At 63.4% G+C, this 25,711-nt stretch carries 18 protein-coding genes; 9 read left to right on the top strand and 9 right to left on the bottom strand.

Going from position 1 to position 25,711, the window contains the following annotated elements; all coding sequences use genetic code 11:
• Nucleotides 1-95: 95 nt before the first annotated feature.
• A complete protein-coding gene (locus tag ACI7M0_RS26005) occupies nt 96-986 on the bottom strand; it encodes a LysR family transcriptional regulator (protein WP_104962813.1) in 891 nt (296 codons plus the stop codon).
• Between the two features lie 135 nt (nt 987-1,121).
• Between ACI7M0_RS26005 and ACI7M0_RS26000 the strand changes: the two genes are divergently transcribed.
• Together ACI7M0_RS26000 and ACI7M0_RS25995 are read left to right on the top strand one after the other, a co-directional pair.
• Nucleotides 1,122-2,612 carry an aldehyde dehydrogenase family protein gene (locus ACI7M0_RS26000; protein ID WP_129931887.1) on the top strand — a complete coding sequence of 497 codons (1,491 nt, stop codon included), beginning with the start codon at nt 1,122-1,124 and terminating at the stop codon, nt 2,610-2,612.
• A gap of 157 nt (nt 2,613-2,769) precedes the next feature.
• Nucleotides 2,770-4,056, top strand: coding sequence for an FAD-binding oxidoreductase (locus ACI7M0_RS25995; protein ID WP_104962812.1), 1,287 nt, complete (start codon nt 2,770-2,772; stop codon nt 4,054-4,056).
• Nucleotides 4,057-4,164: 108 nt separating this feature from the next.
• On the opposite strand, the gene ACI7M0_RS25990 is transcribed toward ACI7M0_RS25995, so the two are convergent.
• Nucleotides 4,165-5,592: a mechanosensitive ion channel family protein gene (locus tag ACI7M0_RS25990; RefSeq protein ID WP_104962811.1), complete on the bottom strand. Its 1,428-nt coding sequence runs from the start codon at nt 5,590-5,592 to the stop codon at nt 4,165-4,167.
• 312 nt (nt 5,593-5,904) lie between these two features.
• On the opposite strand from ACI7M0_RS25990, the gene ycaC (ACI7M0_RS25985) reads away from it, so the two are divergent.
• From ycaC (ACI7M0_RS25985) to ACI7M0_RS25970, 4 genes are all read left to right on the top strand, one after another.
• Nucleotides 5,905-6,534, top strand: a complete 630-nt coding sequence (ycaC, locus tag ACI7M0_RS25985; RefSeq protein ID WP_003253552.1) for an isochorismate family cysteine hydrolase YcaC — start codon at nt 5,905-5,907, stop codon at nt 6,532-6,534.
• A gap of 117 nt (nt 6,535-6,651) precedes the next feature.
• Nucleotides 6,652-6,960: a hypothetical protein gene (locus ACI7M0_RS25980; RefSeq protein ID WP_020193757.1), complete on the top strand. Its 309-nt coding sequence runs from the start codon at nt 6,652-6,654 to the stop codon at nt 6,958-6,960.
• Nucleotides 6,961-7,000: 40 nt separating this feature from the next.
• Nucleotides 7,001-7,819, top strand: a complete 819-nt coding sequence (locus tag ACI7M0_RS25975) for an alpha/beta fold hydrolase (RefSeq protein WP_129931888.1) — start codon at nt 7,001-7,003, stop codon at nt 7,817-7,819.
• Between the two features lie 199 nt (nt 7,820-8,018).
• Nucleotides 8,019-10,001, top strand: coding sequence for an amidohydrolase (locus ACI7M0_RS25970; protein ID WP_129931889.1), 1,983 nt, complete (start codon nt 8,019-8,021; stop codon nt 9,999-10,001).
• Between the two features lie 178 nt (nt 10,002-10,179).
• On the opposite strand, the gene ACI7M0_RS25965 is transcribed toward ACI7M0_RS25970, so the two are convergent.
• The 3 genes from ACI7M0_RS25965 to ACI7M0_RS25955 all read right to left on the bottom strand — a co-directional run bounded on the left by ACI7M0_RS25965 (nt 10,180) and on the right by ACI7M0_RS25955 (nt 14,161).
• Nucleotides 10,180-11,778 carry an MFS transporter gene (locus ACI7M0_RS25965; protein WP_129931890.1) on the bottom strand — a complete coding sequence of 533 codons (1,599 nt, stop codon included), beginning with the start codon at nt 11,776-11,778 and terminating at the stop codon, nt 10,180-10,182.
• 1 nt (nt 11,779) lies between these two features.
• Nucleotides 11,780-13,042, bottom strand: coding sequence for an OprD family porin (locus ACI7M0_RS25960; protein WP_104962807.1), 1,263 nt, complete (start codon nt 13,040-13,042; stop codon nt 11,780-11,782).
• Between the two features lie 207 nt (nt 13,043-13,249).
• Entirely contained in the window at nt 13,250-14,161 is a 912-nt protein-coding gene (locus tag ACI7M0_RS25955; protein WP_010955764.1) for a LysR substrate-binding domain-containing protein, read from the bottom strand.
• Between the two features lie 228 nt (nt 14,162-14,389).
• Here ACI7M0_RS25955 and ycaC (ACI7M0_RS25950) point away from each other — a divergent pair, with 228 nt between their 5' ends.
• The gene (gene ycaC, locus ACI7M0_RS25950; RefSeq protein WP_129931891.1) at nt 14,390-15,019 is read left to right on the top strand and encodes an isochorismate family cysteine hydrolase YcaC; all 630 of its coding nucleotides are present in this window, start codon (nt 14,390-14,392) and stop codon (nt 15,017-15,019) included.
• Between the two features lie 349 nt (nt 15,020-15,368).
• On the opposite strand, the gene ACI7M0_RS25945 is transcribed toward ycaC (ACI7M0_RS25950), so the two are convergent.
• From ACI7M0_RS25945 to ACI7M0_RS25935, 3 genes are all read right to left on the bottom strand, one after another.
• Nucleotides 15,369-15,662: a hypothetical protein gene (locus ACI7M0_RS25945; RefSeq protein ID WP_012054079.1), complete on the bottom strand. Its 294-nt coding sequence runs from the start codon at nt 15,660-15,662 to the stop codon at nt 15,369-15,371.
• Between the two features lie 690 nt (nt 15,663-16,352).
• Nucleotides 16,353-18,140: a monovalent cation:proton antiporter-2 (CPA2) family protein gene (locus ACI7M0_RS25940; protein WP_104962806.1), complete on the bottom strand. Its 1,788-nt coding sequence runs from the start codon at nt 18,138-18,140 to the stop codon at nt 16,353-16,355.
• Nucleotides 18,141-18,338: 198 nt separating this feature from the next.
• Nucleotides 18,339-19,325, bottom strand: a complete 987-nt coding sequence (locus ACI7M0_RS25935) for a GlxA family transcriptional regulator (protein WP_014592824.1) — start codon at nt 19,323-19,325, stop codon at nt 18,339-18,341.
• Between the two features lie 180 nt (nt 19,326-19,505).
• Here ACI7M0_RS25935 and ACI7M0_RS25930 point away from each other — a divergent pair, with 180 nt between their 5' ends.
• Complete coding sequence (locus tag ACI7M0_RS25930; RefSeq protein WP_020192890.1) at nt 19,506-19,868, top strand: AraC family transcriptional regulator; 363 nt, start codon at nt 19,506-19,508, stop codon at nt 19,866-19,868.
• A gap of 71 nt (nt 19,869-19,939) precedes the next feature.
• A complete protein-coding gene (ycaC, locus tag ACI7M0_RS25925) occupies nt 19,940-20,566 on the top strand; it encodes an isochorismate family cysteine hydrolase YcaC (RefSeq protein ID WP_003253573.1) in 627 nt (208 codons plus the stop codon).
• 93 nt (nt 20,567-20,659) lie between these two features.
• Here the strand turns inward: ycaC (ACI7M0_RS25925) and ACI7M0_RS25920 are convergent, their stop codons facing one another.
• Nucleotides 20,660-25,708, bottom strand: coding sequence for an ATP-binding sensor histidine kinase (locus ACI7M0_RS25920; protein ID WP_129931893.1), 5,049 nt, complete (start codon nt 25,706-25,708; stop codon nt 20,660-20,662).
• Nucleotides 25,709-25,711 lie beyond the last annotated feature (3 nt).

Here is a 25,711-nt window from a genome sequence, read left to right as displayed (position 1 = left end):
GTCATTCCTTTTTTGATCGACCTCGACGGCCCTTTCGCGGCTAAAACCGCGCCTACGCGGTCCCCGTAGGAGCGGCTTTAGCCGCGAAGAGGCCGTCAAACCTGCAACTGCTCGCCAATCCATTCCACCAGCGCCCGCACCTTTGGCACCTCTGCCGCATGTTCGGCGTACGCCAGGTAATGCGCCCCGGCACTGCGCATCGCATGGTTCCACGGCACCACCAGGCTACCGTCGGCCAGTTCCTTCGCCGCCAGGTAGCGCGGCACCAGCGCTACCCCGCACCCGGCCTGTGCTGCGCTCAACGCCATATAGAACGTATCGAAGCGCGGCCCGTGGTAGGCGCTGACGCTCTGCAGGTCCTGCTCCAGGAACCACTCATGCCAGGCCTCCGGCCGAGAGGTGCTTTGCAGCAGCACCAGCTCGGCCAGCTCCTCGGCACCGGCCAGCTTGCGCCCGGCCAGCAGCTCTGGCGCGCACACCGGCACCACCTCTTCGCGGAACAACTCCACGCAAGTGGCCCCCGGCCAGGTGCCCTGGCCATAGAAGAACACCACGTCAGCCGAGCCTTGCAGCAGGGCGAACGGCTCCATTTCGTTGCGAATGTCCAGGTGGATATTGCTGTGCCGTTTGCCAAACCCCTTCAGGTGCGGGATCAACCAGCGCACGCCAAAACTCGGTTGAGTGGCTACCTTCAATATCTCGGTCTGCTCGCCGTAGGTGAGTACGTAGCGGCTGGACATGTCCACCTGGGTCAGGATTTTGTTGACCTCGGCCAGGTACAGGCTGCCGGCTGGCGTAAGCTGCAAGCGCCGGCGAATGCGCAGGAACAGGTGGTGGCGCAGCATGTCTTCCAGCTGTGCCACCTGCTTGCTGACCGCGCTCTGGGTCAGGTGCAGTTCTTCAGCGGCACGGGTAAAACTCAGATGGCGGGCTGCAGCTTCAAAGCACTGCAGGGCGGTCATGGAGGGTACCAGGCGTTTTGACATAGCGGTCTCTGCGGCTCAAATCATTACCTGACGGAATGATATGCGGAATAAAGGTCGTTTGTTGTACCTATGTGATCGGATTAATACTGATCCACATCATTTTTCCACCCCATCACCGATGTAGGAGATGCACAAATGGTTGCTGGATTGCTCGAGCGCCTTGGCGTTGCCGCCGAGGCTTACACCCAGGGCGAATACCCTGTTCACACGCCGATCGACGGCAGCCAGATCGCCTCGGTGAAACTGCTCGGCAAGGCCGAGACCATCGCCCGCATCGATCAGGCCCAGAGCGCCTTCGAAGCCTGGCGCAGTGTGCCTGCTCCGCGCCGTGGCGAACTGGTGCGCCTGTTCGGCGAAGTGCTGCGTGAGCACAAGGCCGACCTCGGCGAGCTGGTCTCGATCGAAGCCGGCAAGATCACCCAGGAAGGCCTGGGCGAAGTGCAGGAAATGATCGACATCTGCGACTTCGCCGTTGGCCTGTCGCGCCAGCTGTACGGCCTGACCATCGCTTCCGAGCGCCCGGGCCACCACATGCGTGAAACCTGGCACCCGCTGGGTGTGGTCGGCGTGATCAGCGCCTTCAACTTCCCGGTTGCCGTGTGGGCCTGGAACACCGCCCTGGCCCTGGTGGCCGGCAACTCGGTGGTATGGAAACCGTCCGAGAAGACTCCGCTGACCGCCCTGGCCTGCCAGGCGCTGTTCGAAAAAGCCCTGAAAGCCTTCGGCGATGCTCCGGCTGGCTTGGCACAACTGGTGATCGGCGGTCGTGAAGCTGGCGAAGCCATGGTCGACGACCCGCGCGTACCGCTGGTCAGCGCCACTGGCAGCACCCGCATGGGTCGCGAAGTCGGCCCACGCGTTGCTGCCCGCTTCGGCCGCAGCATCCTGGAACTGGGCGGCAACAACGCCATGATCCTGGCCCCGAGCGCCGACCTGGACCTGGCCGTGCGCGGCATCCTGTTCTCGGCTGTCGGCACTGCCGGCCAGCGTTGCACCACCCTGCGCCGCCTGATCGTGCACCGTTCGATCAAGGACGAAGTGGTTGCCCGCGTCAAAGCCGCCTACGGCAAAGTGCGCATCGGCGACCCACGTAAAGACAACCTGGTCGGCCCGCTGATCGACAAGCAGTCGTTCGATGCCATGCAGGGCGCACTGGCCAAGGCCCGCGACGAAGGTGGCCAGGTATTCGGTGGTGAGCGTCAGCTGGCCGACCAGTACCCGAACGCCTACTACGTTTCGCCAGCCATTGCTGAAATGCCGGCGCAAAGTGACGTGGTGCGCCACGAAACCTTCGCACCGATCCTGTACGTGCTGGCCTACGACGACTTCGAGGAGGCCCTGCGCCTGAACAACGAAGTGCCACAAGGCCTGTCGTCGTGCATTTTCACCACCGACATCCGTGAAGCCGAGCGCTTCCAGAGTGCTTCGGGCAGCGACTGCGGCATCGCCAACGTCAACATCGGTACCAGCGGCGCCGAGATTGGCGGTGCGTTTGGTGGCGAGAAGGAAACCGGCGGTGGCCGTGAGTCTGGCTCGGATGCCTGGAAAGGCTACATGCGTCGCCAGACCAACACCGTGAACTACTCGCGCGAGCTGCCACTGGCGCAGGGTATCGTGTTCGACTGATGGATTGATGCTGCATGGCCGGGGGCCTGGCCCCCGGTTCGCGGGTAGACCCGCTCCTACAGGGTTCGTCCAAGCGACACCGACCCCTGTAGGAGCGGGTTTACCCGCGAAAGGGCCGCCCTGCGGCCCCAACAAGAACAAATTGCTGGAGCCGGCCATGTCCGAACTGCGTCAACAATGCTTGTGGGAACACGTCAGCAAACCGACCGTCGCCGCCCAGGCCCTGGCCGGTGAGCACAAGGCCGATGTCTGTGTGATCGGCGGCGGCATTACCGGCCTGTCGGCGGCCATCCACCTGCTCGAACAGGGCAAGTCGGTGATCGTGCTGGAGGCCTGGAAGATCGGCCACGGTGGCTCCGGGCGCAACGTCGGCCTGGTCAACGCCGGCACGTGGATCCGACCCGACGACGTCGAGGCCACCCTTGGCCAGAAGCAGGGCAGCCGCCTGAACAAGGTGCTTGGCGAAGCCCCGGCTGAAGTGTTCGCCATGATCGAACGCCTCGGCATCGACTGCCAGGCCCAGCACAAAGGCACACTGCACATGGCGCACAACGCCACCGGTATCGCCGACCTCGAAGCGCGTCACGAACAATGGCGCCGCCGAGGTGCCGACGTCGAGCTGCTGACCGGTGCCCAGTGCCAGGAATACTGCGGTACCGACAAGATTTCCGCTGCGCTGCTTGATCGCCGTGCCGGCACTATCAACCCCATGGGCTACACCCAGGGCCTGGCGGCTGCCGTGGCGCGCCTGGGCGGCAAAATTTTCCAGCAGTCTTCGGTCGAAGGCCTGGAGCGTGAAGGTGATGGCTGGCGGGTGAAGACCGCGCGTGGCGCTGTGCGCGCCGATAAAGTGGTGATTTCCACCGGCGCCTACACCGAAGGCGACTGGAGCAACCTGCAGAAGCAGTTCTTCCGCGGCTATTACTATCAGGTAGCCTCCAAACCGCTGCAGGGCACTGCAGCCGACAAGGTGCTGCCACATGGCCAAGGTTCGTGGGACACCCGCACCGTGCTCAGCAGCATCCGCCGCGACGATCAGGGCCGACTGCTGCTCGGCAGCCTGGGCCGGGTCGACAACAAGCCAGCCTGGTTCGTGCGCAGCTGGGCCGATCGCATCCAGAGCCACTATTACCCGGAGCTGGGCAAGGTCGAGTGGGAAATGCACTGGACTGGCTGCATCGACTTCACCCCTGACCACCTGATGCGCCTGTTCGAGCCGGCGCCTGGGTTGGTGGCGGTGACTGGGTACAACGGGCGCGGTAACACAACCGGCACAGTGATTGGCCGGGCGTTTGCCGAGTTCCTGCTCAAGGGCGAGGCGGACAGCCTGCCGATTCCGTTTTCGCCGATGAGCGGTGTGAGCGCGCCTTCGCTGCGCACGGCGTTCTATGAGTCCGGTTTTTCGCTGTACCACGCGGGGCAGTGCCTGAGGGTTGTGTTGTAAGTACTGGCCTCTTCGCGGGTAAACCCGCTCCTACAGGTTCACCACAGCCCTCTCAGGCGGTGCACAACTTGTAGGAGCGGGTTTACCCGCGAAGAGGCCAGCACAGGCTCACTTGTGCAACCAACTCAGGAAGCCACCTTTCTTGATCAGGGCCGGCTTCTGCAACAACAACGATTCCCGGCTCTGCCGCCGGAACCGCTGCAATTTGCTCAACGCCGTCTGCACTTCGCCACGCTGCTGCAAACAGCTCTTCACTTGTTCCTTGTCGATCCGGTACAGCACGCAACTGGTCAGCGTGCGGAATTCGGCCAGCGAATCTTCTTCGTCGATGATCCCCTCGATCCCCAGCACCTCACCCGGCCCCATGCGCCCGGCTTCCAACAGTTTGTCTCCGTCGCGCACCGAGGCCGACACCACACCGCTGCCAATCACCAGCAGATGATCGGAATGCTCGCCCACCTCCAGGATCACCTGGTCCGCCAGGTACTCGACTGCAGTCATGCGCTGGCTCAACGCATCGCGCTCTTCATCACTTAGCGAGCGGAACACTCGCACCTCATCCAGCACCTCGCGCTGGCGGCTGCGCGGCGGCACGGCCAGGTCGACGTTCCACATCACCCCGCTGGCCTCCAGGTGCCGGTGCGCCAGGTCGAACAGCTGGTTACGTGCATCGCCCTTGGCGCCCGCATCGGCCACGAAGCCGCTGGCCTCGTACTCCACCGACTCCAGTGTCGAGGCCTTTACCGTCACCTTCGGCTTCGGGGTCGCAAGGATGGCACTGACGCCCTGCAAGGCTTTTTCCAGCGCATCGAACACACGCTTTGGCCGCACCTTGGCCGGGACCACCACGCTGATCGATACCCCGTGCACATCGGCCGGGCGACTGTGGTTGAGCAGCCGCGCCTTGGCCGCTACCGAGTTGGGGATCACCGCCAGGCTGCCGGTACCGGTCAGCAGGCGCGTGGCGCGCCAGTCGATATCCAGGACCTTGCCTTCGGTGCCGTCGATGGAGATTGAGTCGCCAATCTGATAGGGCCGCGTGGTGTTCAGCACGATGCCGCTGAAGACGTCAGCCAGTGTGCTCTGCAGCGCCAGGCCGATGACGATGGCCATTACCCCGGAGGTGGCCAGCAGGCCCTTCACCGGCAGTTGCAGCACATAGCCTGCGGCCGCGACCACGGCGGCGAGGAAGATCAACGCCCCCAGCACATCCTGCAGCAAGCGCCCACCATGGCTGCCACGGGCCACCAGCAACAGGCCGAATACCACGGTTACCGTGCGCGCACCGAACAGCCACCAGCCGATGGCCAATACCGTGGCCATCAGGTTGCGCGAGACATCGTCGGGCCACGGCGGTGGTTGCAGCGGGCTCATGCCAGCGGCCATCAGCACTGAGCTGAACAGCAGGAAGATCACCAGGCGCGCGCTGATGCGCCAGGCATGGCGCTGAATGGGGATCAGTTGCCAAAGCACGAGGTCGAGCAGGATCAGGGCGCAACCGAGCAACAACGGGGACGACTGGATGAACGCCAGCATGGTGATCTCGGGGGTGAGGGGAGGGCTGTGGGTAGTAATAGAGCAGGTTTTCCGGGCAGGCAATGCAAGCCTGTGCTGGCCCCTTCGCGACTTGCCCGTTCCCACAGTTAAAGCGCTGGTTTTGAATCTTGTGCGATCCCTGTGGGAGCCCGCGAAGAGGCCAGCAAAACCAACGCCAATCTATCGTTCCTAAAACAGAACGCTAAAGGCAAAAACCGCTATCTACCGCTCCAAAGGTGGTGGTTTTAATCTTCTCCCATCAACGCGAAACACCCAACTTACTGAACATCAAAACCCTTAGGAGCTACCCCCATGACCCACTTCAAATACAACCGCCTGAACAAAGACGACGCCGCTGTACTGCTGGTCGACCACCAGGCGGGCCTGCTGTCCCTGGTGCGCGACATCGAGCCGGACGCGTTCAAGAACAACGTGCTGGCCCTGGCCGACCTGGCCAAGTTCTTCAACCTGCCGACCATTCTTACCACCAGCTTCGAGCAAGGCCCCAACGGCCCACTGGTGCCAGAACTGAAAGCCCTGTTCCCGGACGCCCCGTACATTGCCCGCCCTGGCCAGATCAACGCCTGGGACAACGAAGACTTCGTCAAGGCGGTGAAGGCCACTGGCAAGAAGCAACTGATCATCGCCGGCGTTGTGACTGAAGTGTGCGTAGCTTTCCCGGCCCTGTCGGCCCTGGAAGAAGAGTTCGACGTGTTCGTGGTCACTGATGCCTCCGGTACCTTCAACGCCATGACCCGCGACGCCGCCCACGACCGCATGAGCCAGGCAGGTGCGCAACTGATGACCTGGTTCGGCGTGGCCTGTGAGCTGCACCGCGACTGGCGCAACGACATTGAAGGCCTGGCCGCGCTGTGCTCCAACCACATCCCCGACTACCGCAACCTGATGACCAGCTACAACGCCTTCAACGCCAACAAGTAAGCGCAAACGCCGCGGGCACCGCCAATCGGTGCCCGCCCAGGGCAGCACACCTATCCAATCCAGCGCCCGTCCGCCGTTGCACAGTGGATGCGGGCAAGCTCATCCCAAGGAACGCCGATGAACACCGCACTCCATGACAACCGCGAAGTGGTGACCGTATGCCTGCAACACAAGGTGCTTGATGGCTCGCCGGGCACCCCGGCAGCGCAACCGCCGCGCTGGAAGCAGGCACTGCTGACCTACCTGGTGATCTGCCCGATGACCATGGTCATCCCGCAACTGCTGGCGCCGCTGTTTGCGCGCTTCCCGCAGCTGGGCGGCGTGATTACCGGCAACCTGATCGTCAACCTGTTCGTCATCCTGCCCGTGGTGTTCTACATCATGCCTTGGGTAACCCGCCGCTGCGCCAACTGGCTGCGCGGCTGAGCCGACGCCTTCATCTCGACACTTTCAAGGAGATACCGCTATGAGCACGTTCGTTACCCGCGATGGCACTTCGATCTATTTCAAGGACTGGGGCAGCGGCAAGCCCGTGCTGTTCAGCCACGGCTGGCCGCTGGATGCCGACATGTGGGATTCGCAGATGGAGTTCCTGGCCAGCCGCAGTTACCGCGCCATCGCCTTCGACCGCCGGGGTTTCGGCCGCTCGAGCCAGCCGTGGAACGGTTACGACTACGACACCTTCGCCGATGACATTGCCCAGCTGATCGAGCACCTCGACCTGCGCGATGTCACCCTGGTGGGCTTCTCGATGGGGGGCGGTGATGTCAGCCGCTACATCGCCCGCCACGGCAGCGAGCGGGTGGCCGGGCTGGTGTTGCTGGGCGCGGTGACGCCAGTGTTCGGCAAGCGTGACGATAATCCTGACGGTGTCGACCTGTCGGTGTTCGAGGGCATCCGGGCCGGCCTGCGTGCTGACCGCGCGCAGTTCCTCGCCGATTTCGCCACGCCGTTCTACGGCCTGAACCATGGGCAGCAGGTGTCCCAGGGTGTGCAGACGCAGACCCTGAACATTGCGCTGATGGCGTCAATCAAAGGCACCCTGGACTGTGTGACGGCCTTCTCGGAGACCGATTTCCGTCCCGACATGGCCAAGGTCGATGTGCCGACGTTGGTGATCCATGGCGATGACGACCAGATCGTGCCGTTCGAGACCACTGGCAAGCAGGCGGCGGAGCTGATTCGCGGTGCCGAGCTGAAGGTGTATGCCGGGGCGCCGCACGGGTTTGCGGTGACCCATGCACAGCAACTGAATGAGGACCTGCTGGCGTTCCTTCAGCGGTAATTGAGGGAAACATTCGCGGGTAAACCCGCCCCTACAGACGTTGTAGGAGCGGGTTTACCCGCGAAGAGGCCGGCCCAGGCAGCAAAAAGCTTGACCAGGGCTAACCTTCTTCAACCCACCGCACATCCATTCAAGCCCAGGCCTTGCATCAACCGGCATGCTTCGCAGTCCCCCTGCCGGCCCCTAGTCGGAGAAGCCCATGTCCCAGGATCGCAACGACAAGACCCGTCGCCAGTTCCTCGCCACCAGCACTGTGCTCGGTGCCGCTGGCGCGCTCTGGTCCGCATTGCCTTTTACCGGCCAAGCCGGTTCCGCTCACGCATCCACGCAAGGAGGTTCCATGACCGCCGACCTGATTCTGTTCAACGGCAAACTGCACACCGTTGACCGCGAAAAGCCCACCGCGACCGCCGTCGCCATCAAGGACGGCCGCTTCATCGCCGTGGGCAGCGACGCCGAGGCCATGGCCCACAAGGGTGCTGCCTCGCAGATCATCGACCTCAAGCAGCGCACGGTGATCCCGGGCCTCAATGACTCGCACCTGCACCTGATCCGTGGCGGTCTGAACTACAACCTCGAGCTGCGTTGGGAAGGGGTGCCGTCAGTCGCCGATGCCCTGCGCATGCTCAAGGACCAGGCTGCGCGCACGCCTACCCCGCAGTGGGTGCGCGTGGTCGGTGGCTGGAACGAGTTCCAGTTCGCCGAAAAGCGCATGCCCACCCTTGAAGAAATCAACCAGGCCGCACCCGACACCCCGGTGTTCCTGCTGCACCTGTACGACCGCGCGTTGCTCAACCGCGCCGCGCTCAAGGCCGTCGGCTACACCAAGGAAACGCCGAACCCGCCAGGTGGCGAGATCCAGCGCGACAAGTTTGGTAACCCCACCGGCATGCTGATCGCCCGCCCGAACGCGATGATCCTCTACGCCACGCTGGCCAAGGGGCCTAAGCTGCCGCTGGAGTATCAGGTCAACTCCACTCGCCAGTTCATGCGTGAGCTCAACCGGCTGGGCCTGACCAGCGCCATCGACGCCGGCGGCGGCTACCAGAACTTCCCCGACGACTACTCCGTGATCCAGGAGCTGGCCGACAACGATCAGCTGACCGTACGCATCGCCTACAACCTGTTCACCCAGAAGCCCAAGGAAGAACTGGACGACTTCAAGAAGTGGACCTCCAGCGTCAAGCTGCACAGCGGTACCGACTTCCTGCGCCACAATGGCGCTGGCGAAATGCTGGTGTTCTCTGCCGCCGACTTCGAGGACTTCCTCGAGCCGCGCCCGGACTTGCCGCAGACCATGGAAGAGGAACTGGAGCCGGTGGTGCGCCACCTGGTCGAGCAGCGCTGGCCATTCCGCCTGCACGCCACCTACAACGAATCGATCACGCGCATGCTCGACGTGTTCGAGAAGGTCAACCGCGACATTCCATTCAACGGCCTGCCCTGGTTCTTCGACCACGCTGAAACCATCACCCCGCAGAACATCGAGCGTGTGCGTGCGCTGGGCGGTGGTATTGCCATCCAGGACCGCATGGCCTTCCAGGGTGAGTACTTCGTCGACCGCTACGGCGCCAAGGCCGCCGAGCAGACCCCGCCGATCAAACGCATGCTCGAGATGGGCGTGCCAGTGGGCGCGGGTACCGATGCCACTCGGGTGTCCAGCTACAACCCATGGACTTCACTGTACTGGCTGGTCAGTGGCAAGACGGTCGGTGGCATGGAGCTGTACCCGGAAGGTCTGAGCCGTGACACCGCGCTGCAACTGTTCACCCAGGGCAGCGCCTGGTTCTCCAGCGAGCAAGGCAAGAAGGGCCAGATCAAGGTGGGCCAGCTGGCTGACCTGGCAGCATTGTCGCTGGACTTCTTCAGTGTCGATGAAGAGGCGATCAAGGGCATCGAGTCGGTGCTGACCATCGTTGATGGCAAGGTGGTGTACGGTGCTGGCGAGTTCGACAAGCTTGGCCCTCCGCAGGTGCCGGTGCTGCCGGAGTGGTCGCCGGTGACCAAGGTGCCTGGGCACTGGCGCGTCGGTACGCCATCGTTGGCAGCCGCCGTGCACCAGTGCTCGGGGCCGTGCGGGGTGCATGCACACAGCCATGACAAGGCGCGCAAATCGAGTGTTCCGGTCAATGACTTCCAAGGCTTCTGGGGGGCGCTGGGCTGCTCGTGCTTCGCTTTCTAAGGTGAGCTGATGTGAAGAACGGGGGGCCAATAACTGGCCCCTTTTTTGTGTTTTCAGTGCCGGCCCTTTCGCGGGTAAACCCGCTCCTACAACGGCCTGTTTCCAACGTCCGGTGTGTGTCTACCGCAGATCATGTGTAGGAGCGGGTTCACCCGCGAATGGGCCGTAAGGGCCGGCATCAATGGTGTGCCTTATGCTCCCCGCCAGCCAACAAATGCCGAATCCGCACCTCAACCCCATCGGTCTGCAGCATCCTGACCCGCGCCTCGATCTTCAGTTCGCCACGGGTCACCCGATGGTGATGCCGCAGATGCTCCAGCCATGATTCCTCGAAGAAGAACTCCAGCCACAACGCCGGATCAGCACTGTCCCGCATCAACCCCCACGACAATGCGCCATTGCGCTTGCGCATCGCTTCCAGCTCCTGCGCCGCCTGCTGGAAGGCCTCGGCCTTGGTGGGGGCGATGTGGTACTCGACGGTGACCATCACCGGTCCGACTTCCTTGTCCATGTCATCGCTCAACACCGGCACCGGCCAATGCAGCGACGGCGTCAACTCCTCTGCCTCGGTTTCCGGCAGCGCCACCTTGCAGGTCAGCAAGGTACCCAGCGCCAGGCCGCCTGCGGCCACCAGCAGGCTGAAGGTGAGCGTTGCATGGCTGGCCAGCGTGCCCCACAGCAGGCCACCACAGGCCATGGCGCCGAAGAAAATCAGAATGTATACCGACAAAGCCCGCGCCCGTACCCAGGCTGGCACCGAAGTCTGCGCAGCCACTTGCAGGTTGGACAGCACCGCGATCCACGCCGCGCCACTGAGCAGCATCGCGGGCAGCAGCGCATAGAAATTGCGTACCAACGCCAGGGCCAGCAGGAACAGGGCATACAGCAGGCTGGCCAGTAACACCAGGCGGTCACGGCTGATGCGCTCACGCAGGCGCGGCAGCAAGGTGGCGCCCGCCACTGCGCCAATACCGATGGCCGCCAGCAGCAGGCCGAAGTCCGCTGCAGTGCCGTGCATCTCGCCACGCACGATCAGTGGCAGCAGCGAAGTGCCTGCGCTGGCGCAGAAAAAGAACGCCAACGCGCGTAGCATCACGGCCTGCAAAGGCTTGGCACTGCGGGCAAAGCGCAACCCGGTGCGCATGGCGCCAACGAAGCGTTCGGCCGGCAGCAGTGGTTCCTTCACCTCGCGCTTCCACAGGAACAACACCAGAATCACACCCGCGAACGAGATGGCATTCAGGGCAAAGGTCAGCCACGGGCCGACCATGCTCACCACCACCCCCGCCAGCGCCGGGCCGATGGCCCGTGACACGTTGATGCCGACACTGGAGAGCGCCACCGCGTTGGCCAGGTCCTCCTTGCCCACCAGTTCCGGTGTCAGTGCGCTCCACGCCGGCATCATCAGCGCTGTACCAATGCCCAGTGCCAGGGTCAGCACCAGCAGCAAGGTGACGTTCATCATCCCGAGCAAGGTCAGGGCCGCCAGCACCACCGCTACGCAAGACATCCACAGCTGCACCAGCAACAGGTAGCGGCGTTTGTCGACGATGTCCGCCGCTGCGCCGGCCGGTAGGGCCAGGAAGAACATCGGCAGCGAGCCGGCTACCTGGATCAACGCCACGTGCAGCGGGCTGGCTGACAGCGTGGTCATCAGCCAGCCGGCGCCCACCTCGTGCATCCAGGTGCCGATGTTGGAGGCGATGGTGGCGATCCACAGCATGCGGAAGGTGGTGTTACGCAACGGGCTCCAGGCACCTGAAGGTGATGTGCTCATGTCAGAAGCTGCCTTTGAGTGGGTATTCGATGATCAGGTAGATGCGGTCGATATCATCGCCCGCCTGGGCCTGGTTGGCGCGGTGGCTGACGTGGGAGAGCGACAGGCTCAGGTCCCTGGCAGCCCCCGACTGCACCACGTATTTCAGGTCGATGTCGCGCTCCCAGTGCTTGCCGCCGTCGCCGTACTGGTTCACATAGGCGCCGCCCGCAGGCGCATGGCTGCCGTCGATGCCGCGGCCGCTGACATAGCGGCCCATCAGGCTCAGGCCAGGTGCACCGAGGGTGGCGAAGTTCAGGTCATAGCGCAGTTGCCACGAGTGCTCGCCAGGGCCGTTGAAGTCGGCGTACTTGATCGCGTTGGCCAGGTAGATGGAGTCGCCGCCGACGAAGTCGAACGGGGTGTCGCCCTCGACCTTCTGGTAGGCCACGCTCAGCGCCTGGGCGCCGAAGCTGTACTTGGCCAGCAGGCTATAGGCGAGGGTGTCGATCGCCCCGGCGCTGGCGTTGCCGGTGTCGCGGGTTTTGTACAGGTTGCCGTCCAGGCGCCAGTTGCCTTGGGCCAGGTTCAGGTTGAGGTAGGCCTGGCGCCAGGTGTTTTCCAGTTGCCCGGCATACAGTGCGGCGCCGAACGGCCCGTTGGGTGCGAAGGTGGCACCGGCCAGGCTGATGGCCCGGTTGTGGGTGGTCGCGCCGTAGCCACTGAAGTCGTCGTGGGTGGAGCTGTTGTCCTGGTTGTTGAAGGCAGTGAAACGCCCGGCCTGCACGCGCCAGTCGGGCTGGTCGGTGTTTTCCACCCACCAGCCGGTGGCGTATTCCGGGTGCAGGCGTTTGTCACCGGTGTCGAACACCGGGGTTTCCACCATCATCTCGCCATAGCGCAGTTGGGTGTTGCCTAACTGCATTTTGAGCGCGGCACCGGCACTGGAGTACTCGGACTCGGCGCGGCTGTCGCTGTCGCGTGGCAGCAGGCCGGTGCCGCTATGGCCGCGGCCGCCGTCGAGCTTGAGACCGAGAAAGCCATGGGCATCGATGCCGACGCCGACAGTGCCTTCGGTGAAACCGGAACGCACCTCGCCGATGAAGCCTTGGGCCCATTCCTGGCGGTAGTTCTGGCCGCTGCCGGAGGGCGAGCGGAAGTCACTGTGCAGGAAATAGTTGCGGCTGAGCAGCGACCAGCCGGGTTCATCGGCCTGGCTGAGCGCCGGCCAGAGGGCGAGGGTGGCGAGCAGGGCGCGGCTTGGTCCGTGAGTGGCGCGGATCATGAGGGGCTCCGGGGGATGATCCGGGAGTGTGGAAGAAGAGTAGACCCAAGGTCTTGTAAGGGTGTGCTGGGTGGGGATTTGCATTGCCTGTACCGGCCCTTTCGCGGCTAAAGCCGCTCCTACAGGGCCACCACTGGCCCCGAGCCTTGTGCAATACCTGTGGGAGCGGGCATGCCCGCGAAGAGGCCGGCTCAGCCAGCCAGGCACTCAAGCCATGTCGCTGATGGCGAACTCCTCAGCCAGATGATCGATCAGCGCTCGCACCGAAGGCAGCAACCCACGTCGCGATGGGAAGATCGCATGCACGATACCGCAACGCGGGTGCCAGTCCGGAATCAGCTCAACCAGACGTCCCGCCGCCAGATCCTCACGCACCGCCACCCGCGGCAAGTGGGCGATCCCCACTCCGGCTACCACGAAGTGGCGCAAGGCAAACAGGTCATCAGTCACCATACGTGGCGTATGCGGAATGACGATGCTGCGGCTGTTGTCCTCACCCTGGAACAGTTCCCACTGGTACTCGCGCTGTGCACTGCCCCAATGCACGCTGGGTAGTGTGCCCAGCAGCTGTGGGTCAAACCCTTTGGGCAGTTGCGCCAGGTATTGAGGCTGGCCGACCAGGCACTGGGTGCTGTTGCTCAGCACCTTCATCACCATGTCAGTGTTCTCCAGCGGCGGAAAGCGCACCCGCAGAGCAATATCGAAGCCCTCGTGCAACAGGTCGACACGGCGGTTGGTACTTTCGATGAACAGCTCCACCTGCGGGTACTTGAGCATGTAGCGGGTCAGCATCGGCCCGACCCAGGAATTGAGCAGGGTGGTCGGGCAACTGATGCGGACCAAGCCGCGCGGTTCGCTGCGGTTGCGCTCGATGATCTCTGCTGCGCCCTCGGCCTCCACGCGCATGGCCAGGCAGCGGTTGTAATAGGCCTGGCCGATTTCGGTCAGCGAGCAGTGACGGCTGGTGCGGTTCAACAGCCGCACACCCAGGCGGTCTTCAAGGTCGGCGATTCGCCGGCTGAGCTTCGACTTGGGCATGTCCAGCGCCCGCCCGGCCGGGGCGAAGCCGCCATGTTCGACGACCTGGGTGAAGTAGTAGAGGGAGTTGAGGTCTTCCAATGATCGGTCTCCGGGTATTTGGTTGCCTGTGCCGGCCTCTTCGCTTGTAGGAGCGGCTTTAGCCGCGAAGAGGCCGGCACAGCCCCTACAAATCCATCGTTCATAAATCAGAACGCTAAAGCCAGATTCTGCTAACTACCGCCGCAAAGGTGATGATTTTAATCTGTGCCCATCAACGCGAAACACCCCGGATTGCTGAAAAATTCATAACCCTTGGGAGCACAGACCATGAGCAAATTCACCTACAACCGCCTGAACAAAGACGACGCTGCCGTACTGCTGGTCGACCACCAGGCTGGCCTGCTGTCGCTGGTGCGCGATATCGAGCCAGACAAGTTCAAGAACAACGTGCTGGCGCTGGCTGACCTGGCCGAGTTCTTCAACCTGCCGACCATCCTCACCACCAGCTTCGAGCAAGGCCCCAACGGCCCGCTGGTGCCGGAACTGAAAGCCCTGTTCCCGGATGCGCCGTACATTGCCCGCCCTGGCCAGATCAACGCCTGGGACAACGAGGACTTCGTCAAGGCGGTGAAGGCGACCGGCAAGAAGCAGCTGATCATTGCAGGTGTTGTGACCGAGGTTTGCGTGGCGTTCCCGGCGCTGTCGGCCTTGGAGGAAGAATTTGAGGTGTTCGTGGTGACCGATGCTTCCGGCACCTTCAATGAGATGACCCGTGATGCCGCGCATGACCGCATGAGCCAGGCGGGTGCCCAACTGATGACCTGGTTCGGCGTGGCCTGCGAGCTGCACCGCGACTGGCGCAACGATGTCGAAGGGCTGGCTGCACTTTGCTCCAACCACATTCCGGATTATCGCAACCTGATGACCAGCTATAACGCGCTGACTGCGGGTAAGTAATCAACCATCAGCAACGCGCACAAAGGCCGGCTCTCTCTTGTAGGGAGCCGGTTTTTTTGTTGCGCTTTGTTCCAGTCGTTGACCTGTATTGGCGGCATTGTTAGCGTTTCACCCGAGCGCGAAGCCAGTTGTCATTCAGCGGCAGTAACTGGATCAGGAACCCCATCGATGGCTGAATCATCAGTGTAGGGTGAGACCTCCACACCCCGGCTTGAGGTGTGCATATGAATATCGAGCATCTGATGGGCCACTGGAAACAGTGGCCCTTTTCTGTGGTTGGTACTGACACCCGTGTCGACGAGGACTCTGTGGGAGCGGGTTCACCCGCGAAGAGGCCGATACAGGCGACTCAGTTCATGGGCTGTGACTCAATCCCATCCAGCAATGCCTCAACCAACCCTTCTGCCATTTCGAGTGCGTTCAGGTTGCTCCAGAACAGGCTCTTGCCTGTGTCATCCAGATGCTCCAAGGCTTTGTAGCCACAGTCATAGGCACCGCGCAGGTATTGGGCGACATGCACCAGGGCATCGTGGGCGGAAACGCCGGGGTTTACGGTGAACAATGGGGGATGGCCGGCATCGCAGCGGCTGAAAGAGCGTTGTGTGGTGTTGGGGAGGGGTGGATCGGGGACGATTCTTTTCATGGCAATTCCTTCTCCAGGATTGAACTGCAACCACCCGTTTCCACGCAGAAGGCGGCAGTTGTGCGCGGGGTGGAAAACCGGTGAGAAGGCAAGCCGGTAGGCCAAACGGCCTCACGCGCACAACTGCCATAACGGCAGCCCTTCATCACATCCGGGTTTCCACACCCGATCGCTGAACCGACAGCGACCCGGTTAGCCTAGAGAGCAGGCCTTCCCTGGACAATCAGACGGGCGTCGACACGGTGTGTAGGATAATTCCTTGGGATTGGCGTGAACGTAGGAAATGGTTCGCGGGGAAGTAGGACCCAGCTGAGAATTAGACGATTTTTTGATGGTTTTTGTGTGTTCGCGTAATGGCGGCGAGGTGATCGTCAGGAAATTGCATGATGGCTTCCAGGTGCCTGGCGATAGTTTTTGGGCGCCCATGAGATCGAGCGCCGCCCGCGCGGCGCTTCGCGGGTAAACCCGCTCCTATGTTTGTTTCTGGCCAGTCCCTCCTGTGCCAGGCGCGCGCGACCGCCTTGTTTGTACGACGCGATATCGAGGCGTGCGCCAGGGGGGCTCGCGTGCGCGTCCCACAGGAATAATTGGCCCGAAACAAATGTAGGAGCGGGTTTACCCGCGAAGCGCCGCGCGGGCGGCGCTCGATCTCACAGGCACTACAACCCTCAAGGCATGCGCCAAAAGACCTCAGTCCGCATCTGAATCAAACAACCGCTCCAGCTCCACCCGCGCCTCCTTGCCCGTCTGCATCACCTTGGCCCGGTCATCACGCACTTGCCCCTGGGCCTCCAGCACCTCTTCGTCATGCTGGGTAAACCGTGCAATGCGGTCCGCCGCCTGTTCATCGCTCAGGCCCAACCCCACCAGTGCCCGGCGGGCCATTTCCAGGCTGGAGTGGTATGTCTCGCGAATCGGCTCGGCGCCCACATCCGCCAGTTTGTGCACGTGCTGGCGGTTACGCGCGCGGGCCAGCACTTTCAGGTGCGGGTACAGGCGTTTCACCCGTTCAGCGCTACGAATGGCGGCTTCCGGGTCATCGATGGTGATGATGAAGTACTCCGCCTCACCCACCTTGGCCGCATGCAGTACTTCGGGGCGCAGCGGGTTACCGTAGAACACCGGCACCTGTTCGAACATACGGGTCATCTCGATGGCATCCACCGAGGTTTCCAGGGCAACGAACGGGATCTTCTGTGCCCGCAGGATACGCGCGACGATCTGGCCCATGCGGCCCATGCCGGCGATTACCACCCGCGGCGTGCCGGCGTCGATGGCCTTGTAATGGTCGGGCACTTCACGCACTGGCTGCGCGCGTTTGAGGGCACGGGCGCAGCCAATCATGAGCAGCGGGGTGATGGCCATCGAAAGAGTAATGGTCATCAGCAGCAGGTCGTAAGTCTGGGTATCGAACAGGCCCTGGTCCTTGCCCAGCTTGAACACCACAAAGGCAAACTCGCCGCCGGCGGCCAGCACCATGCCCAGTTGCAGCGCGCTGGCGCCGCTCAGGCCGCCGACCAGGCGTCCGGTGCCGACCAGCAGCACCAGCTTCACGGCCACCAGCAACAGGGTCAGGCCCAGCACCACCAGCGGCATCTCCAGCAGCAGGTGCAGGTTTGCACCCATCCCGACGCTGATGAAGAACAGCCCCAGCAGCAGGCCCTTGAAGGGTTCGATCTGTGATTCCAGCTCGTGGCGGTATTCCGAGTCTGCCAGCAGCAGGCCGGCGAGGAAGGCGCCCAGGGCCATGGAAATACCGGCTTGTTCCATGAGCCAGGCGGTGCCGATCACCACCAGCAGGGCGGTGGCAGTGGACACTTCCGGCAGGCCGGTGCGAGCCACGGTGCGGAACACCGGGCGCAACAGGTAGCGGCCACCGATGATGACCACGGCGATGCTGGCGAATACCTTCAGCCCATTCTCCAGGCTGTCGCCACTGCTGGTTTCCGGGCCAGTGGCGGCCAGCAGTGGTACCAAGGCGATCAGCGGGATCGCGGCGATGTCCTGGAACAACAGGATGGCGAACGCCAGACGGCCGTGCGGGGCATTGAGCTGTTTGTTCTCTGCCAGGCTCTGCAGGCCAAGGGCGGTTGACGAAAGCGCCAGGCCCAGACCGAGCACGATGGCCGCGGGCAGCGTCTGGCTGAAGCCGAACAGGGCGATGGCGCCGATAACCGCGCCGGTCAGCAACACTTGGGCAGTGCCAACACCGAACACCGACTTGCGCATCAGCCACAAGCGTTTGGGCGACAGCTCCAGGCCGATGATGAACAGCAGCAAGACCACGCCCAGTTCGGAAATGTGCGCCACCCTTTCTGTGTCGTGGACCAGGCCAAGTGCTTGCGGGCCGATGACCACACCGGCGAGCAGGTAGCCGAGCATGGCACCCAGTTGCAAGCGCTTGGCCAGGGGGACGGCGAGGACGGCGGCAAGCAGGAAGATCACCGCGGTTTGCAGAAGGCTGCCTTCGTGTGGCATTGGCTCTTACTCCATGAGCTGCCGGGGCAGCGTTCGAACAGTTTGACGGACAATTCTGAGGGGTAGGGTGGCGTCAGACAATCATCTAACGGGAAGAAACATTGTCCTGTTCAGGGTGACAATCGGTGCCGGCGCTTATCTGGGCTCAAGGCCTGTGCTATCTCTGTGGGAGCGGGCGCGCCCGCGAAGAAGGCAGCGCTAATCCGACTGTTCACCGCCACCAAACTGTGCCCGATACTGCGCCGGCGTCATGCCAATTCGCTCAAAGAATACCTTGCGCATGTGTCGGTCACTGCCAAACCCGCACTGCGCCGCCACCACCTTCATCGGCAGGTCACCGCATTCGAGCAGCTTGCGCGCACGGTCGATGCGCGCATTCTGCAGGTACTGCAGCGGCGTAATGCCCACCTCGCGCAGAAACGTCCGGGCAAAGTTACGCCCGCTCATGGCCACCAGTTCGGCCATTTTCTGCACGGTGAACGCCTGCTCGATGTGGTCGACGATATAGGCCTGCACCCGGGCAATCGGCGAGTCATCGCGTGGTACCGCAGCCAGCAATGGCCCGTAGGGTGTCTGCCCACCCTGACGGTGGCGGGCTACCAGCAGTACCTTGGCTACTTCCAGGGCCAGCGCCTTGCCATGGTCCTCGGCGACCACCGCCAGTGCCAGGTCGATCCCTGCAGTGATACCGCCCGAGGTGATCAGGCAGCGGTCCATCACGTAAATCTGCTCGGTCTCCACCTTGGCTTCGGGAAACGCCTGTGCCAGGCGCTCCACGTAATTCCAGTGGGTGGTGCAGCGATAGCCATTGAGTAACCCGGCCCGCCCCAGCAGGAACACCCCGGTGCAGATGGCACCGAAGCGCTTTGCCTGGCGCACGGCCTTGGGCAGCCAGCGCTCGATCCCTGGCAGGGCGATGTCATAGGCCCCAGGGCCGCCCGGCACCAGCAACAGGTCGACGGCCTCCGGCAAGTCTTCCAGGCGCCGGTCGGCCACTACCTTCAGGCCGCATGAGCCGCGTACCACTGCCTGCCCCTCGGCCAAGGTCAGCAGCCGATATTGCCGTGCTGCAGGCAAGAACCGGTTGGCGATGGCGAATGCATCCATGGGGCCGGTGACATCCAGCAGTAGCACATCATTGAACAGCACCATGGCCACGGTGCGGTGGGCGGGTTTTTCCTGCATACCTCTTTCGCCTTGAATGCCGGCCGCGGTTAGCGGCCAGAAGCTGAATACGAAACGCATCTTAAGGTATCGGCAAAACGCCCAGGGCCAGCAGCGCACAATTAACAACAATTCAGGTTTGGCTCAGGACTTCGTCATGTGCCGGGGGCGAGACTTTCTGTATTGAACAGGAGAGTCGCCATGTACCCTGGGACGCCCGAAGCGCCGCTGCAAACCCCCGGCGCACTCACGCCCGCGCGGCTGCGCCGGGCCAAGGAGCTGATGTTGCATAGCCCGTTGTCGATCATCGAGATCGCCGCGGTATGCAACCTTACCCGCAGCCATTTTTCCCGCGCGTTCAAAGTCAACACCGGCCTTTCGCCGCAGGCCTGGCGCCTGCTGGCGCGCATGGAAAAGGCCAAGCGCTTGCTTGCCACCGAGGCGCCTATCACCCACGTGAGCCTGGAATGCGGCTTTTGTGACCAGGCCCATTTCACCCGTGCTTTCAGCCGCCTGGTCGGCCAGCCACCCAAGGCCTGGCGGCAGGCGCAGACACTTTCTTAAGCCAATGCTATCCACCGGTATAACCCCTGCGGACAGTGCCGGCCCGTTATCCCAACCCAAGGAGTCACCCCATGAGCCAACCCGATTACAAGCGCCTGAACAAAGACGACGCCGTGGTGCTGCTGGTCGACCACCAGACCGGTCTGATCTCGCTGGTGCAGGATTTTTCGCCCAACGAATTCAAGAACAACGTGCTGGCCTTGGGCGACCTGGCCAAGTTCTTTGGCCTGCCGACCATCCTCACCACAAGCTTCGAGCAAGGCCCGAATGGCCCGCTGGTGCCCGAGCTGAAAGAGATGTTCCCGGATGCGCCGTACATTGCCCGTCCTGGCCAGATCAACGCCTGGGACAACGAAGACTTCGTCAAGGCAATCAAGGCCACGGGCCGCAAGCAACTGATCATCGCCGGTGTGGTGACCGATGTGTGCGTGGCATTCCCGACCCTGTCGGCGCTGGCGGAAGGTTTTGAAGTGTTCGTGGTGACCGATGCCTCGGGCACCTTCAACGAAACCGTGCAGCAAGCGGCTTGGGTACGCATGACCCAGGCGGGTGCACAGATGATGAACTGGTTCTCGGTGGCCTGCGAACTGCACCGCGACTGGCGCAACGACATCGAAGGGCTGGGTAACCTGCTTTCGCAGCGTATCCCCAACTACCGCAACCTGATGAACAGCTACGCGGCGCTGGCCTCGCGTTGATGTAAACCTGTACTGGCCTCTTCGCGGGTAAACCCGCTCCTACAGCCGCGCCGACCGTAGGAGCGGGTTTACCCGCGAAGAGGCCGGCACAGGCTATGCGTGATTCAAAGGCAGACTGAAACGAATCCGGCATCCACCCAACTGCGACACCAGCGCCTGCAGCTGCCCGCCGTGGGCCTGAGCGACCGAACTGCAGATCGCCAAGCCCATCCCCATGCCACCGGTCTTGGTGGTATGAAACGCATCGAATACGCGCTCACGCTCGTCCGCCGCGATCCCCGGCCCGTTGTCGTCCACGCAGATTTCCACCTCGTCCTCGACTACCGCCGACGTAATCTTCAGCACCCCGTCACAGCGATACCCCGCCAACGCTTCCAGGGCATTGGTAATCAGGTTGAACACCAACTGCTGCAACTGCACTGGGTCGGCTGTCACGCACACCCCGGCCTTCAACCGTGTCTGCACATCCACCTTGCCCTTGGCGGCGTCGGCCGAGGTCAGGCGCACCACCTCGCGGATCAATTCGTCCAGCTTCACCGCCTTGAGTTGCATCGGTGACTGCTTGGCCAGGGACCGCAGCGCCCGCACGATGTTGCCGGCCCGTTCGCTGTCGTTGCGGATGTCTTCCAGGCCGGCAATCGCTTCTTCCAGGTCGGGTTTGGCGCGTTTCAGCCAGCGCAGGCTGGCCGCGGCATTGGAGGCGATGCCCAGGAGCGGCTGGCTGATTTCGTGGGCGATGGACGCTGACAGCTCATTCATCGCCTGCAAGTGCGCACTGCGCGCCAGTTCCGCACGCGAGCGGCGCAACTCAGCCTCCATCTGGGTGCGGATCTGGTTTTCCTCGGCCAGGCGCGTGTAGAACTTGGCCGTTTGTAGCGACACCGCTGCCTGCGAGGCGAGGATTTCCAGCATGGCCAGGCGCTGACTGCCGAACAGGTTGGGCACGAGGCGGTTTTCCAGGTACACCAGGCCGATCAGCACGCCCTGGATCACCAGCGGCAGGCACAGCACCGAGCGGGCGTTGCGCGCCTGCAGCTGTTGGCGGAAGGCCTCCGGGCACTCACTGAGGGCATCGTTGAGCACCAGCGGTTTGCGGGTGCGCATGGTGGTGTTGATGACCGACAACGGTGCCTGGGTCATGAACTTCTGGCAGTTGTCCATGCTCACGTGCAGCCCGGCATCGTCGATATAGGCCAGGGCGGCCATCTGGAACTCGGCGCCGCTTACAATCAGCAGCGCGCCATGGTCGGCACCGGAGTGCTGGGTCAGATGGCCCATCAGGGTTTCGATCAGGCCTTCGAGCAGCACTTCCTCGGACAGCGCCCGCGCGGCTTCGATGCCGGCTTCGAGGTCCAGCCTGGCCTGGTGGGTGGCGCGATAGGTCTCCTGAATCGGCTGGGTACGCAAAAACGGATGCAACGTCTCCAGCTGGTGCACCTTGCCGGTCGCGCCCCAGATGTGGAAGCAGTCGCGGGCAATGCGCAGGTGCAGGTTGGCGCCCGAGATCAGACCGCTGGGGATGCACACCTCGGCCAGCTGTTCATGGGCCAGCGCCTGCTCGTGGATGAAGCCGGCAGCGGTGGCGGCGATTTGCGCCTGGTCGAAGCAGCGGATCGCGGCCAGGCCGTCGCCTTCGAGCTTGGCGATCACGCCCTCGATCAGCAACTGCTTGCTGCGGAAGGTGGCCGGGTTGAAGCCGGCCCAGCGACTGAAGCGCTCGCGCAGGGCCTGCAGCTCGCGCAGCTTGTCGGCAAGGCTGCCGTGGGCCTCGGGGCTGCCCAGGGCCAGGCCGCGGAACAGGTGATAGTCGGCCAGGTTGATGTGCGCCGGTGCGGCCCAGGTGTTGTCGCCGGCCAATGCCAGGTCGCGCATGGCCTTCGGGATATTGCCCATGTAGAAGGCGCACATGGCGGCGAACAGGTGTTGGAAGAACCGCGTGGTGGGCGACCTCGAGGCAGTTGCCGGGGCCGGGCAGGGCATGCCGCTCAGGTTGGCGACGAACGCTTGCTGGGCCAGCAGGATCTGCTCGATATCGCCGTAGCCGTGGCGACGCACAGTGGCCAGGCCTTGCGCCACTTCCTCGACCACGTCCGGCAGGTAGCGGCCCATGAACAGCGAATCTGAAACCAGGTGGTTGCAGGCATAGCAGCTCATCGCCAGGTCACCGCTCAGGCGCGCCGAGTCGACCGCGTCCAGCGCGGTACGTCGGGCGAATTCCATGGGCGAGGTCCAGGCGCTGACCTGGTCCAGGGCCAGCAGCGCGCTGGTCAGATCTGCGTCGAAACCGTGCCGTTCGATCAGCTTGAGCGCGGCCAGGCAACAGGCATGGCCATCATGGTAAGCGCCAAAACGCTCGGCAATCATCACGCCGTACCAGGCCATGCCGTAGGTGCTGCCCGGGGCAACGCCGTGCAGTAGCGACATCTCCATGAGCTTGGCCAGGTGCAGGAAGCAGATGTCGTCCTTCACGAAGAATGATGATGACAGAGTGGCCAGCAGGCTGATGGCAACCGTCACTTCCTCCGAATCGGTGCGCGGCAGTGACTCCAGGCAATGCCGGTCCTTCTGTTCGATCAACGCCTGCACATGGGCATGACTGGCCTCGACCTGTTGCCAATCGAGGCCCCGCACCGGGCTGATGCCCAGCAAGTCCAGGCCGGCCAGGGCGCTGTCGATGGCCGCCTGATAGTCACCGCGCGAGGTGTACAGCAGTGCCTGCAGCCGGTACTCCCGCGCCTGGTCCAACACCGAGCGGGCACGCTGGCGGCATTCAGTGAGACGGGCCTCGGCCGCGATCGTGCGTGACAGTTGCATGTCGCACTCCGTCGCCATGCAGGCGATGGCAAAGCCATGCGTGGCGCGGCTTTCCAGCGTGGCGCTGTGCTGCAGCAACTGCTCGGCGGTGTGCAGGTAACCAGCGGCCTGCTCGAAGGTGCCCGTGTCGCGTGCGCATGATGCGGCTTCGCGTAAAAGCTGCAGGAACGCTTCGCAGTCATCCGCTGCAAACCCGCATGGGGTGGCGCGTTGTAGCTGGCTGGCGAGCTCGAACAGCACCTCGTGCGTTCGCCCTGGCCAAGCCTGGCGCATGGCCAGGGCGATACGTGCATGCAGCGAGGCGCGCTGGTGCACGGGCGTGAGTGCATAAGCGGCCTCCATCACCCGGTCATGAGTGAAGCCCAAGCCGTTCTGGCCCGGTTGCAGGAAGCCAGCGCCAATCAAGGCTTTCAAGGGTTCGCCTGGCGGTTGGGCGAGCACTTGCCGAAGCAGGTGTTCATCGCAGTGGCTGCCCGCCGCGCTGACGACCCGCAACAGGTCGCGTTGCGGTGCCGGCAGGCGCTCCAGACGGTGGACCATCAGGTCGGCGACATTGTCGGAGTAGCAGTGCCGGGCCACGGCCTGCAGGCACCAAGACCAGCGCATGGCCTGGGTGTCGAAGATGAACAGCTGGTCTTCGACCATGGCCCTGAGGATCTGGTTGATGAAAAACGGGTTGCCCGCCGTCTTGCCATGCACCCGTTCGGCCAGTTGAAATGCGGCCTCGGGGGCAACATGGAAGCGCTCGCCAATCAGCTCGGCCACCGCCCCAACGGCCAGCGGCCGCAGGTTCAGCGTGGTGCTGCGCACCGCTGCGGGTATGGCCAGCGGTGCGCTGGTGGTGGGCGTATCGTTGCACCGAGTGAAAATCAGCAGCAGGTTGGCCGGCGCTTCAGCCAGCAGTTGGGCCAATAGTTGCCGGGTGGCGTCGTCGGCCCATTGCAGGTCGTCGAAGAACAGCACCAGCGGTTGGCCAGGCCGGCTGAAAACCTGCAGGAATTCAATGATCGCGTGCAGTTCCTTCTGCAACGCAAGGCGCGTGGGCTTGGCGGGTAATTGGGGCAGGGGGCCGAGAATCAGTTGCAGGTCCGGGGCCAGTTTGCCGAGCAGACGACCATGACTTTTGATGCGGCGCTGGATTTCGCGGCGCAGGGTGACGAGGTCCTGACTGTTCTTGGCCAGCAACTGGGTAGTCAGGGCACCGAGTATTTCGATCCAGGGCGTGTAGGGCACTGCTTGGGTGTGGCTGTTGCATTTGCCGACGGCCCAGTAACCTTCGGCGTTGGCCTTGAGAGCGGCTTCGACCAGGCTCGATTTGCCCATGCCAGCAGCGCCGTTGATGACCAGGGCTTGTGGTTTGCTATCGCGATGCAAGGCCTTGAGCAGCAGGGTGATAGCCTTTTGCTCGGCGCTGCGGCCATACAGGCGCGCGTGGCCGGGCGCTACCGGGTCGGCGCAGCCTGGGGTGAAGGGTGCCATGGTTTTGTGGGCGGCCCACTGTCGCTGGCAGTGAGCCAAGTCCACTGCAAGGGCGCGCGCGCTCTGGTAGCGGGCGTCCGGCTCTTTGGCCAAGGCCTTTGCCAAGACCAGGCTGAGGGGGGGCGGCACCTTGCTGTCCGCTTCGCTGGCCGCCCGCGGCTGCACACCAGCATGCAGCTGTCGCCAGTGCAGGGTGTCGCGCCCGGCCAGCGGCAGTTCGCCTACCAGTAACTGGTAGAGGATTGCCCCCAGGGCATAGATGTCACTGCGTCGGTCGCTGCTGCTACCGTGCGGGCAAACCTGCTCCGGCGCCAGGTAGGCCCAGTTGCCGAGCGGGGTGCCCTGTTCGCTGATCCGCTCTGCTGGGTCGGCACGAAAGAAGCCCAGGCGCACCCGCTGGTGGGCGCGCAGGTACACATGTTCAGGCTGCAATGTACCGTGCAGCACATTGCGTTCGTGCGCTTGCGCCAACGCATGGGCAGCGTTCACCGCGATGTCGAGAAACGGCTCCAGCGCCGCAGGGCCTTCAGCGATCAGGTCGGCGACTGAGCGCCCGGCCGGGTACACCAGCAACGGGCCTTCGGCCGAGCGCACGAACGCCGAGGGGATCACCGCCCACTGCGGGTCCAGTTGCAGGCGGTAGTCACGTTCCAGGCGCTGACAGGCGGAAGGAGCCTCGAGCGGCGCGCGCACGGCGATCCAGGCCTGATTTGTGGCTGGGTCGCGCAGGCGGAAATAGCTGAGTTCACCTTCCTGGCCCAGCGCGCTGATCTCGCACCGCTTCAGCCAGCCCTCGTCGATTGACTGGTCGTAATCGATGGGCCTGTGGGCAAGGCGTTCATCGAGCATAAA

The sequence above is a fragment of the Pseudomonas sp. 10(2024) genome, assembly GCF_045164175.1.
Taxonomy (GTDB): Bacteria; Pseudomonadota; Gammaproteobacteria; order Pseudomonadales; family Pseudomonadaceae; genus Aquipseudomonas; species Aquipseudomonas alloputida.
This window is presented reverse-complemented; position numbering and strand designations above follow the sequence as displayed.